Origin of the sequence: Gordonia humi, from assembly GCF_014197435.1 — a bacterium.
GTDB classification, from domain to species: domain Bacteria; phylum Actinomycetota; class Actinomycetes; order Mycobacteriales; family Mycobacteriaceae; genus Gordonia; species Gordonia humi.
Map to the genome: position 1 here is coordinate 2,792,619 of NZ_JACIFP010000001.1, position 11,288 is coordinate 2,803,906.

At 69.0% G+C, this 11,288-nt stretch carries 11 protein-coding genes; 10 read left to right on the forward strand and 1 reads right to left on the reverse strand.

Features of this window, described 5'->3' with window-relative positions:
* Positions 1-84: 84 nt before the first annotated feature.
* The gene (locus tag BKA16_RS12720) at positions 85-1,005 is read right to left on the reverse strand and encodes a Sir2 family NAD-dependent protein deacetylase (RefSeq protein ID WP_183370993.1); all 921 of its coding nucleotides are present in this window, start codon (positions 1,003-1,005) and stop codon (positions 85-87) included.
* A gap of 27 nt (positions 1,006-1,032) precedes the next feature.
* Between BKA16_RS12720 and rsmD the strand changes: the two genes are divergently transcribed.
* The 10 genes from rsmD (at position 1,033) to ftsY (ending at position 11,236) form a co-directional block, all read left to right on the forward strand.
* Positions 1,033-1,593: a 16S rRNA (guanine(966)-N(2))-methyltransferase RsmD gene (gene rsmD / locus BKA16_RS12725; RefSeq protein WP_183370994.1), complete on the forward strand. Its 561-nt coding sequence runs from the start codon at positions 1,033-1,035 to the stop codon at positions 1,591-1,593.
* Positions 1,590-2,078 carry a pantetheine-phosphate adenylyltransferase gene (gene coaD, locus BKA16_RS12730; protein ID WP_183370995.1) on the forward strand — a complete coding sequence of 163 codons (489 nt, stop codon included), beginning with the start codon at positions 1,590-1,592 and terminating at the stop codon, positions 2,076-2,078. Before rsmD ends, coaD begins: the two co-directional genes overlap by 4 nt.
* 116 nt (positions 2,079-2,194) lie before the next feature.
* Complete coding sequence (locus tag BKA16_RS12735; protein ID WP_183370996.1) at positions 2,195-2,977, forward strand: DivIVA domain-containing protein; 783 nt, start codon at positions 2,195-2,197, stop codon at positions 2,975-2,977.
* A 36-nt stretch (positions 2,978-3,013) separates the two neighbouring features.
* Positions 3,014-3,577 (forward strand): YceD family protein, encoded by a 564-nt coding sequence (locus BKA16_RS12740; protein ID WP_343067409.1) that lies wholly within the window; start codon positions 3,014-3,016, stop codon positions 3,575-3,577.
* The gene (gene rnc / locus BKA16_RS12745) at positions 3,574-4,329 is read left to right on the forward strand and encodes a ribonuclease III (RefSeq protein WP_183370997.1); all 756 of its coding nucleotides are present in this window, start codon (positions 3,574-3,576) and stop codon (positions 4,327-4,329) included. Before BKA16_RS12740 ends, rnc begins: the two co-directional genes overlap by 4 nt.
* 6 nt (positions 4,330-4,335) lie before the next feature.
* Entirely contained in the window at positions 4,336-5,193 is an 858-nt protein-coding gene (gene mutM, locus BKA16_RS12750) for a bifunctional DNA-formamidopyrimidine glycosylase/DNA-(apurinic or apyrimidinic site) lyase (RefSeq protein ID WP_183370998.1), read from the forward strand.
* 242 nt (positions 5,194-5,435) lie between these two features.
* The gene (locus BKA16_RS12755; RefSeq protein WP_183370999.1) at positions 5,436-5,843 is read left to right on the forward strand and encodes an OsmC family protein; all 408 of its coding nucleotides are present in this window, start codon (positions 5,436-5,438) and stop codon (positions 5,841-5,843) included.
* Positions 5,840-6,112 (forward strand): acylphosphatase, encoded by a 273-nt coding sequence (locus tag BKA16_RS12760; protein WP_183371000.1) that lies wholly within the window; start codon positions 5,840-5,842, stop codon positions 6,110-6,112. The genes BKA16_RS12755 and BKA16_RS12760 overlap by 4 nt, the downstream gene beginning before the upstream one ends.
* Before the next feature lie 25 nt (positions 6,113-6,137).
* Positions 6,138-9,728: a chromosome segregation protein SMC gene (gene smc, locus BKA16_RS12765; RefSeq protein ID WP_183371001.1), complete on the forward strand. Its 3,591-nt coding sequence runs from the start codon at positions 6,138-6,140 to the stop codon at positions 9,726-9,728.
* Positions 9,729-9,742: 14 nt separating this feature from the next.
* Positions 9,743-11,236, forward strand: a complete 1,494-nt coding sequence (gene ftsY, locus BKA16_RS12770) for a signal recognition particle-docking protein FtsY (RefSeq protein ID WP_183371002.1) — start codon at positions 9,743-9,745, stop codon at positions 11,234-11,236.
* Positions 11,237-11,288 lie beyond the last annotated feature (52 nt).

The window sequence follows — 11,288 nt, forward strand, 5'->3', positions numbered from 1 at the left end:
CCCCACCGTGATGTCACCCGCGTGGGCGACACACCGGCGTGATGTCCGATCTTTGCGCAGTTCATCCACCGGATGTGGGATAAATCACAGTAACGTCGATTCCAGGGTCGAGTGAGGGTTTCCGGTGCGTGTTTCATTGAGAATGAGCGGAATTACTATTTCGCAACGATGGTCCACTTTGACTGTTGCGAGGCGGTCGCCGCGCGTGCCGCCGCGGTTGACGATCACCACCGGCTTGCCGGCGTCGGCCGCGCGGCGTACGAAGCGGAGCCCGGACATCACGGTGAGCGATGACCCGGCGACGAGCATCGCCTCCGCGTCGTCGACCATCTCGTACGCGTGTGCGGTCACCTCGGCGGGCACCGTCTCGCCGAAGTAGACGATGTCGGGTTTGAGGACACCGCCGCAGGATGCGCAGTCGACCATGACGAAGTCGGCGGTGTCGTGCAGGACGGCGTCGGCGTCCGGGGCCACCTCGATGGCGCCCGCGCCCCGGACGCGGTCGGCGAATCCGGGATTGGCGTCCTCGAGTCGCTCGGCGAGTCGATGCCGGGAGATCCGGACGCCGCAGTCGAGGCAGACGACGCGACCGTACGAGCCGTGCAGGTCCAACACGGGTCGAGTGCCCGCCTTCAGGTGGAGCATGTCGACGTTCTGAGTGATCACGCCCGTCACGATTCCGGCGTGCTGGAGATCGGTGATCGCGAGGTGGGCGGCGTTGGGAGTCGCCGCGTCCATGTGGCGCCAGCCGAGATGATTGCGGGCCCAGTAGTGGCGGCGGAAGTCGGGGGAGCCGCGGAACTGGTCGATCGTCATCGGGTTCCTGGGCGTCGCGTCGGGGCTGCGGTAGTCCGGGATGCCCGACGGCGTCGACACCCCGGCCCCGGTCAGCACCACGGTGCGCCGACCGTCGAGGGCGGCGGCGGCCTCGACGGCCCGTCCGGCCGGGTCGGTGTCGGCGACGGTCTCGGGGGCGGGAGTCCAGGCGGTGGCGCGCGTACGCATGATTCGACGATACGATGGTCTACCGATATGACCAGGATCATCGCCGGAGAGTTCCGGGGCCGCAGGCTCGCCGTACCCGCCGACACCACGCGTCCGACGTCGGACCGCGTGCGGGAGGCCGTGTTCTCCATGATCGGCTCGCGCGCCGATCTGGAGGACATGCGGGTCGCCGATCTCTACGCGGGGACCGGTGCGCTCGGGCTCGAAGCGGTCTCGCGGGGAGCGGAGTCGGCTGTTCTCGTCGAGGCGGACCGTCGCGCGGCGAAAGTGGTGCGGGAGAACATCGCCGTCTGTCAGGCCCAGCGCCGCGTCCGCGTGGTCGAGCGCACGGTCGAGTCGTTTCTCGCGGCCGTCGCCGGTCCATTCGATCTCGTCTTGATCGATCCCCCGTACGACGTGTCGTCCGACGACGTCGCCGCCGTGCTGCGCTTGTTGATGCCCGCGCTCGCCGACGGTGCGTGGGTCCTTCTCGAACGTGGAACGCGCGGCGCCGCCGTCGACCTGCCGCCGGGGCTGGAGTCGGTGGCCGATAAGAAGTACGGCGACTCGATGGTTCGGCTCCTGCGCCGGGTAGATTCCTTCGCATGAGTGCAGCGGTATGCCCCGGTTCGTACGATCCCTTCACCCTCGGACATCGATTCGTCGTCGAGCGGACAGCGGCCCGTTTCGACCGCGTGGTGGTCGCCGTCGTGGTCAACCCCAACAAGCAGGGGATGTTCTCCATCGACGAGCGCATCGAGCTGATCCGCCGTGACTGTGCCGACCTGCCGAACGTCGAGGTTCGGAGCTGGAGCGGCCTGCTGGTCGATCTGGTGCGCGAGGACGATCTGCCGACCATCGTCAAGGGACTGCGGTCGGAGACCGACTTCGCCTACGAGACGCCGATGGCGCAGATGAACCGCGAACTCGCCGACGCCGAGACCCTGTTCATGCTCACCGACCCGAAGTTCGCCCACGTGTCGAGCTCCCTGGTCAAAGAGGTCGCCAAACTCGGCGGCGATGTGACGCCGTACCTGTCGTCGCACGTCCACGCCGCGTTGAGCGACAAGCTCATCGGCGTGCGATCGGTGTAGACCCTAAACCTCAACCGAAGATTTCGACACGCCGACACAACCTCGCCAGTCACAGGCGCAACATTCGGCACAATGGCCTCAATGATGTCAAGGCCTTGTGCCGGATCGGAGTAACCGTGTACCGCGTATTCGAAGCGCTGGACGAACTCGTCGCTCTCGTCGAAGAGGCGCGCACCGTCCCGATGACCGCAGGCTGCCTCATTCCTCGTGGGGACGTTCTGGAACTGCTCGACGACCTGCGTGACGCCCTGCCCGCCGAACTCGACGACGCCCAGGACGTGCTCGACGAGCGCGACACCCTCGTGTCCAACGCCCGTGAGACCTCCGACAAGCTGATCACCGGGGCCGAGAACGATTCGGAGGCGATGGTCGCCCATGCCAGGGCGGAGGCGGATCGCGTTCTCGCCGAGGCTCAGGCCCGGGCCGAGCGCATCGTCGCCGATGCGGGCGTCCACGCCCAGGAGGCCGTCGACGCCGCGGCCGAGGAGGCTCAGCGTCTGGAGGCCAGTGCCAACCGCGAGTTCGAGGCCGTGACGGGCCGCGCGCGCGCCGAGGCGGCACGCGTGGTCGAGGCCGGCGACGCCAGCTACCACAAGTCGGTGGCCGACGGCATCGCCGAACAGCAGCGCCTGGTCTCCGAATCGGAGACCGTCGCGGCGGCCAAGAGTGAGGCCGAGCGCATCGTCGACGCCGCGCATGCGGAGTCGGACCGACTGCGCGGCGAGTGCGACGTGTACGTCGACGACAAGCTGGCCGACTTCGAGGACATCCTCACCGGAACGCTCCGCTCGGTGAACCGCGGGCGGCAGCAGCTGCGCACCGGCGCGGGAATGCACGACTACGTCGAGTACCCGCACGGGGTCGACGAGGAGGTCGCGCCCGCGCAGATGGCGGGCTGACGCACGGCTTCTACCACTCGCGTAAAATACGTGATCGTGAGTGTCAAACCCTTTGTGATCGACGTACGCAGCGTGCCTCGTCGTGCCGGTTCCATGGTCGAAGTCGACCGCACCGTCGTGACGCCCGACCGCATCGGGGCGGAGATGATCGGCATCCCCGCCGACTCGGATGTTCATCTGGACCTGCGTCTGGAGTCGGTCACCGAGGGAGTCCTGGTCTCCGGAACCGTCAGCGGTTCCACCGAGGGGCAGTGCGGTCGGTGTCTCGAAGCACTCGACGACTCGGTGTCCGTCTATCTGACCGAGCTGTTCGCGTATCCGGACTCGGAGACCGACAAGACCTCCGATGACGAGGACGTGGAGCGGATCGTCGACGAGGAGATCGATCTCGAGCAGACGATCATCGACGCGATCGCTACGGAGCTGCCGCTGTCGCCGGTCTGCGCACCGGACTGCGCGGGTCTGTGCCAGATCTGCGGGGTCCGTCTGGCCGACGCCGAACCGGACCACGGTCACGAGGTCATCGACCCCCGGTGGGCCAAGCTCGCCGACAAGCTCGTCGATCCCGAGCCGGACGGCTCGGAGGGCGGGCGCGCATGAGCAAGCGTCCCGACCCGCAGATCCTGCTCGACGCGCTCGGCGTCCACATCGACCGCGACCTGCTGACTCTGGCGCTGACGCACCGGTCGTACGCCTACGAGAACGGCGGCCTGCCGACCAACGAGCGGTTGGAGTTCCTGGGCGACGCCGTGCTCGGCGTCGTCGTGACCGAGCGGCTCTACGTCGGATTCCCGGATCGTCCCGAAGGCGAGTTGGCCAAGATCCGCGCGAGCGTGGTCAACATGCACGCGCTGGCCGACGTCGCGCGGGGTCTGGGCGAGGGCGGCCTCGGCGCCCACATCTATCTGGGGCGCGGTGAGGAGCTCACCGGCGGTCGCGACAAGGCGAGCATCCTCGCCGACGGTCTCGAATCGGTGTTCGGCGCATTGTTCCTCGACCACGGCATCGAGTTGGCCAAGAAGGTCATCATGGGGCTGTTCGAGCCGATCATCGCCCGCGCGGGTGAATTGGGCGCCGGACTGGACTGGAAGACCTCTCTCCAGGAACTGTCGGCCGAGCGCAACGCCGGTCCGCCGCAGTACCAGGTCACCTCGACCGGACCCGATCACGACAAGGAGTTCACCGCCGTCGCGATCGTCGCGGGTCGTGACCTCGGTCAGGGCATCGGTCGCACCAAGAAGGAGGCCGAGCAGAAGGCCGCCGCGCTCGCCTGGCGGACGCTGAACGAGTCGACCGATCTCCTGGTGCCGGACGACACGGTGTCCGACGATGCGGCGCCCGCGAGCAACTGACGCGACGTGCCCGAACTCCCCGAAGTCGAGACCATCCGCTCCGGCCTGGCGCCGCATGTGGCGGGCCGTCTGATCGACGACGTCCAGGTGCTCCATCCCCGAGCGGTGCGGCGTCATGTCGGCGGTGCGACGGATCTCGAGAACCGCCTGCGCGGCAAGCGTTTCGACGCCGTGCAGCGACGCGGTAAGTATCTGTGGCTCACCGGTGCCGACGCCTCGGACGAGGTCGCCGTGGTGGTGCACCTGGGCATGAGCGGCCAGCTCCTGATCAGTGATCCCGAGGCGCCCGCGCAGAAGCATCTGCGGATCCGGTTGCGGCTCGACGACGGCAACGAGGTCCGCTTCGTCGACCAGCGGACCTTCGGCGGCTGGCACGTCGACGATCTGGTCGACGTGCACGGTCGGCTGCTGCCGGAGTCGGTGGCGCACATCGCGCCCGATCCGTTCGAGGATCTGTTCGACCCCGATCGGGTGGTGGCCGTGCTGCGTCGCAAGCAGACCGAGGTCAAGCGCGCAATTCTGGACCAGACCGTGGTGTCGGGCATCGGCAACATCTACGCCGACGAATCGCTGTGGCGCGCGAAGGTGCACGGCGCGCAGAAGACCGACCGCACCTCGAAGCCACGGCTGCGCGGTGTGCTCGACGCCGCGAGCGAGGTGATGGCCGAGGCCGTGAAGGTCGGCGGAACGTCGTTCGACGAGCTGTATGTGAACGTGAACGGGCAGTCGGGGTACTTCGATCGTTCGTTGAACGCGTACGGACGGGAAGGGCAGCCGTGTCGACGGTGCGGCACGGCGATGCGACGTGAGTCGTTCATGAACCGCAGCTCGTACTTCTGCCCGACGTGTCAGCGGAGGCGATAGGTACCGCCGACGTCGCGATGGCTGGGTGATCGGTACACGTCGACACGAGTCGGCACCCGGACTGGTCGCGTCGCTCGCCGGACTCGGCGCCGTCGTGAATGTGCTCGCCTCGGCGGGGGAATCATCGTCGGCCGCACGCGGTTAGACCGTGCGAAGTACTGCGTAACATCGTCTCCGAGTCCCGTGACCACGTACTGGTCACCCGGCTCGGAGCTACGGACACGAAGGAGCCGAGGACAGACATGACAGAACTGTGGGTGCAGCGCACCGGGACCCGCCGATACACCGGCAAGAGCTCTCGCGGCGCGGAGGTCCTCATCGGTTCGGAGGATGTCGAGGGCGTGTTCACTCCCGGCGAGCTGTTGAAGATCGCGCTCGCCGCCTGCACCGGCATGTCGACTGATCGACCGCTGTCCCGTCGTCTCGGTGACGACTACGACGCGACCGTACGGGTCTCCGGCGCCGCCGATCGGGAGAACGAGGTGTACCCGGTGCTGTCGGAGACGCTCGAAGTGGACCTGTCCGAGCTCGATCCCGAAGCGGCACAACGCCTTCTCGTCGTCGTCGAACGCGCCGTCGACAAGGTGTGCACCGTCGGACGCACCGTCAAGGCGGGGGCGCAGGTCGATCTGACGATCGAATCGGAATGACGCAGCGGCTCTCCGCCTGGGTGCACGGACACGTGCAGGGCGTCGGATTCCGGTGGTGGACGCGCTCGCGCGCCCTGGAGCTGGGGCTGGTCGGCTACGCGTCGAACCACGTCGACGGGCGGGTGCACGTGGTGGCCGAAGGTCCGCGCGAGAAGCTCGACGCTCTGGTGGCCGCCTTGCGGTCCGGGGACACACCTGGCCGCGTCGACCTGGTGGTCGAGGACTTCTCGTCGGCGCGCGGAGACCACAGCACGTTCTCCGAGAGATGACCGACCGCCGGTAGACTGGCCGGTCGTGCACCTGAAGAGCCTAACCCTGAAGGGTTTCAAATCGTTCGCGTCGTCGACGACGCTGCGATTCGAGCCCGGCATCACCTGTGTGGTGGGGCCCAACGGGTCGGGCAAGTCGAACGTAGTGGACGCGCTCACCTGGGTGATGGGGGAGCAGGGGGCCAAAGCGCTGCGCGGGGGCAAGATGGCCGACGTCATCTTCGCGGGCACCTCCGGGCGGTCGCCCCTCGGGCGCGCCGAGGTGACCCTGACCATCGACAACTCCGACGGCGCCCTCCCCATCGACTACTCCGAGGTCTCGGTGACGCGCCGGATGTTCCGCGACGGCGCGGGCGAGTACGAGATCAACGGGAACTCGTGCCGCCTCATGGACGTGCAGGAGCTGCTGTCGGATTCGGGCATCGGTCGGGAGATGCACGTCATCGTCGGGCAGGGGCGTCTCTCGGCGATCCTCGAGTCCAAGCCGGAGGACCGCCGAGCGTTCATCGAGGAGGCCGCGGGCGTTCTCAAACACCGCCGCCGTCGGGAGAAGGCGGTCCGCAAACTCGACGCGATGGCCGCCAACCTCGCGCGGTTGACCGACCTCACCACGGAACTCCGCCGACAGCTCAAACCGCTCGGCCGGCAGGCCGAGATGGCCCGTCGGGCGGCGACGGTGCAGGCCGATCTGCGTGATGCCCGGTTGCGCCTGGCCGCCGACGACCTCGTCGCGCGACGCACCGAGATGGCCGAGCACACCTCCACCGAACACGAGGTCCGCGCGCGTCAGGACGAGGTGGCCGCGCAACTCGACGAGGCGACGACGGCGCTGACCCAGGCACAGGAGCACCTCGCGCAGGTCGCGCCCGCCGCCGCGGAGGCCGGACGCGTGTTCCATCAGCTCGCGACCCTCACCGAACGCGTCGACGGCACACGCCGCGTCGCCGGTGAACGTGCGTCGCACCTGTCGAGTCCGGCGGCCGCGCCGAGCGGTCCCGATCCGGATCGGCTCGACGAGCAGGCCGAAGAAGCCGCGATGACCGAAGCCGAGCACGCCGAGGCCGTCGAGGAGGCCGCGGCGAGACTCGAATACGCGACCGCCGCGTTGCAGGCCGCCGAACAGGCGTCCGCCGCCGCCGAACAGGCGCATATGGCAGCGGTGCGGGCCGTCGCCGACCGCCGCGAAGGCCTCGCCCGGCTGGAGGGACAGGCCGCGAACCTGCGCACCAAGGTCGAGTCGGTCGACGGGGAGACGTCCCGGCTCACCGAGGCCATCGAGGCCGCGCATCGACGCGGTGACGACGCCCAGGCCCGACTCGACGAGCAGGCGGCGACCACCGCGCAACTCGAATCCCGGGAACAAGGGCTCAACGAACACCACGAACGGTGCATCGCGGCGCTGGAACAGACCAGCGAGACCGTCACGACACTGGAACAGACCGAGCGCGACGCCGAGCATGCGATCGCCTCCCTGACCGCCCGGATCGAAGCCCTCCAGATGGGCCTCGACCGCGGCGACGGCGGGGCGTGGCTGCAGGAGAACGCCTCCGACGGGCTGGGATCGCGGCTGTCGGATCTGATCACCGTGCACGACGGATACGAGGCGGCGCTCGCACTGGCGCTCGGGCCCGCCGTCGACGCGATCGCCACCGTCGACGGACTCGCCGCGGTCCGGGCCCTGGGCGCTCTCCGCGACGGCGACGGCGGACGGGCATCGCTCATCGTCGGCGGCCTGAGCGGGCGGACGCGCGGCGATCGTCCGACGCTGCCGTCCGGCGTGGTGTGGGCACGCGATGTGGTCGACGCCCCCGCCGAGGTCAGCGGGGCCGTCGACGTGCTGCTGGACCGTGTGATCATCGTCGACGACGCCGCGCGCGGACTGGATCTCGCGATCGAGCACGGGCTGATCGCGGTGACCGGCGACGGCGACCGGATGTCGGCGGCGACCGTCGAGGGCGGATCGTCGACCCGGCCGTCGACCCTCGAAGTGCAGTCGGCGATCGACGCCGCGGCCGCCGACCTCGTCGAGGCCCGCGCGACCGTGGACCGCGCGGCACACGAGCTGACGGCCGCGACGGCGTCCCGCGAGCAGGCGCAGGAGGCGGCCGAAGGATCGCTCGCCGCGCTGAACGAGTCGGACGCCAACGTCGGCGCCGCCTACGAACAACTGGGCAGGCTCGGCATGGAGATCCGGGCGGCCCGCGCCGAAGCCGACCGGCTGACCCGGCAGCGGCGTCTCGCCGAGGAGGGCCGTGCGGACAACCTCGCCGCGCTCACCGACGTCGAGGAGCGGCTCGCGCGCGCGGTCGACGAGGGCGACGACCCGACCGCCGCCGACACCGACAGCGAGATGCGCGAGGCCGCGGCCGCCGAGGTCGCCGAGGCGCGGTCGGTGGAGGTCGAGACCCGACTCACCCTGCGCACCGCGGAGGAACGCCTCGCCTCGGTGCGCGGCAAGGCCGAGAGCCTGCGCCGCGCGGCGGTCAACGAACGCGCCAACCGCGAGCGGCTCAAGAAGCAGGACGCCGCACGACGATACGCAGCAGGCGTTGCCAGCGCCGTCGTCGACGCCGGAGCGCTGCTGGCCGACGCCGTCGCGCGGGCCGCCGACGACGCCGCACGCGGGCGAGACGAACTCGAGGCCGTCAAGGCCGCGCGGACGGCGGAGGCCGACGAGCTGCGACGTCTCGTCGACGAACTGACCGCCACCATGAACCAGTTGCGCGACGCCGTCCACCGCGACGAGATCGCGAAGGCGCAGGCGGCGCTGCGCATCGAGCAACTCGAGGAGCAGATCCTCGAACAGTTCGCGATGGCGCCCGACGACCTCGTCGCCGAGTACGGTCCCGATGTCCCGATGCCGCCGTCCGATCTGGAGATGCGCGAGTACGAGATCGCCAAGGAACGCGGCGAACAGGTCGTCGCACCGGTGCCGATGCCGTACGACCGCGCCGCACAGGAGGCGCGGGCGAAGCGGGCGCAGAAGGATCTGAACGCGCTCGGCCGAGTGAACCCCCTGGCCCTCGAGGAGTTCGCGGCGCTGGAGGAGCGGTACACGTTCCTGTCGACACAGCTCGAGGACGTCAAACAGGCGCGCGAGGACCTGCTGGACGTGATCGCCGACGTCGACGCCCGCATCCTGCAGGTGTTCACCGACGCCTACGCCGACGTGGAGAAGGAGTTCACGCAGGTGTTCTCGACCCTCTTCCCCGGCGGCGAGGGCCGACTCGTCCTGACCGACCCGTCCGATATGCTCACCACCGGCGTCGAAGTCGAGGCGCGACCGCCGGGCAAGAAGGTCAAACGGCTGTCGCTGCTGTCCGGCGGGGAGAAGTCCCTGACCGCGGTCGCGATGCTCGTGGCCATCTTCCGGGCCCGGCCGTCGCCGTTCTATGTGATGGACGAGGTCGAGGCGGCGCTCGACGACGCCAACCTCCGTCGCCTCATCAGCCTGTTCGAGCAGTTGCGCGAGAAGTCCCAGCTGATCGTCATCACTCACCAGAAGCCGACCATGGAGATCGCCGACGCCCTGTACGGCGTGAGCATGCGCGGTGACGGTATAACTCAGGTCATCTCCCAACGGCTCCGCGGAGTCGACCTGCAACCCTCCACCTGAAAGGCAACCTCCCAGTGAGTACTGAAGTCCTGATCGGCATCGTCGTCGGAGTGGTCGCGCTGATCATTCTGATCGGCGTGGTCGGTTATGTGGTCAACCGCAAGCGGCAGATCTCGATCACCGACAAGCCTGCTCAGATGGAGCCGACCGACGGCACCGTCCGCGAGGTCGACAGATCCGGCGGATACAAGGCCGGATCGGGCTTCAACTTCAGCCAGGGCGGCGGAGGGTCGGCGACGATCGACAAGCCGAAACCGGAGCCGAAGCCGGAGCCGGAGCCGAAACCCGAGCCGAAGCCGGAGCCTGCGCCGACATCCGATCCCGGGCCGGTCGCGCCGACGCCCGAGGTCGAGACTGGGCCCGATGTAGAGACTGAGCCAGAGGTAGAGACCGGGCCGGAGGTTGAGACTGAGCCGAAGGTCGAGACTGAGCCGAAGGTCGAGGCTGGGCCGGACGTAGAGACGGGGCCGAAGGTCGAGACAGAGCCGACGCCGGAGCCGGAGTCGGAGCCGGATGTCGTCCCCGAACCTGCCGTCCCCGAACCCGCTGTCGAGCAGAAGCCCGAACCCGAACCGCAGCTCGACGAGATCGAGCCGACCGCCGGACGTCTGTCGCGTCTGCGCGGGCGCCTGTCGCGGTCGCAGGGTGCGATCGGCGCGAGCGTTCTCGGCCTGCTGGGTGCCGGAGACCTCGACGAGGACTCGTGGGAGGAGATCGAGGACACGCTCGTCATGGCCGACCTCGGCACCGCGGCCACCTCCACCGTCGTCGAACGGCTCCGGGAGGAGCTCGCCGCGGGCAAGGTCCGCACGGCCGACGACGCGCGCGCCGCGCTCAAGCGCATCCTCGTCGAGCAGCTGCATCCCGATCTCGACCGGTCGGTCCGGGCACTCCCTCATGCGAACGGCCCGGCCGTGGTCCTCGTGGTCGGCGTGAACGGCGTCGGTAAGACCACGACCACGGGCAAGCTGGCCCGCGTCCTCGTCGCCGACGGGCGTCGGGTCACGCTCGGTGCCGCCGACACCTTCCGCGCCGCCGCCGCCGACCAGCTCCAGACCTGGGGCGAGCGCGTCGGCGCGGGCATCGTCCGAGGCAAGGAGGGCGCCGATCCGGCGTCGGTGGCGTTCGACGCCGTCTCGACCGGCATCGACGACGGCGTGGACGTCGTCCTCATCGACACGGCCGGCCGCCTGCACACCAAGGCCGGTCTGATGGACGAACTCGGCAAGGTCAAGCGCGTCGTGGAGAAGAAGGTCGAGGTCGACGAGGTACTGCTCGTCCTCGACGCGACCGTCGGACAGAACGGCCTGATGCAGGCCAAGGTCTTCGGCGAGGTGGTCTCCCTGACCGGTGTGGTCCTGACCAAACTCGACGGAACGGCCAAGGGCGGCATCGTCTTCCGGATCCAGGAGGAGCTCGGCGTCCCGGTGAAGCTCGTCGGCCTCGGCGAGGGCGCCGACGATCTTGCGCCGTTCGAGCCCGAGGCGTTCGTCGACGCGCTGTTGTAGCGGTTCCCCTCCGCAACCATTGAATCCTGCTTCAATCCTTGGTAGACAAGGA

What these genes read in the sequence shown, in the direction of transcription:
- BKA16_RS12720 (WP_183370993.1), bottom strand. Translation starts at nt 1,005, where the DNA reads ATGCGTACGCGCGCCACCGCCTGGACTCCCGCCCCCGAGACCGTCGCC.
- rsmD (WP_183370994.1), top strand. Translation starts at nt 1,033, where the DNA reads ATGACCAGGATCATCGCCGGAGAGTTCCGGGGCCGCAGGCTCGCCGTA.
- coaD (WP_183370995.1), top strand. Translation starts at nt 1,590, where the DNA reads ATGAGTGCAGCGGTATGCCCCGGTTCGTACGATCCCTTCACCCTCGGA.
- rnc (WP_183370997.1), top strand. Translation starts at nt 3,574, where the DNA reads ATGAGCAAGCGTCCCGACCCGCAGATCCTGCTCGACGCGCTCGGCGTC.
- BKA16_RS12755 (WP_183370999.1), top strand. Translation starts at nt 5,436, where the DNA reads ATGACAGAACTGTGGGTGCAGCGCACCGGGACCCGCCGATACACCGGC.
- BKA16_RS12760 (WP_183371000.1), top strand. Translation starts at nt 5,840, where the DNA reads ATGACGCAGCGGCTCTCCGCCTGGGTGCACGGACACGTGCAGGGCGTC.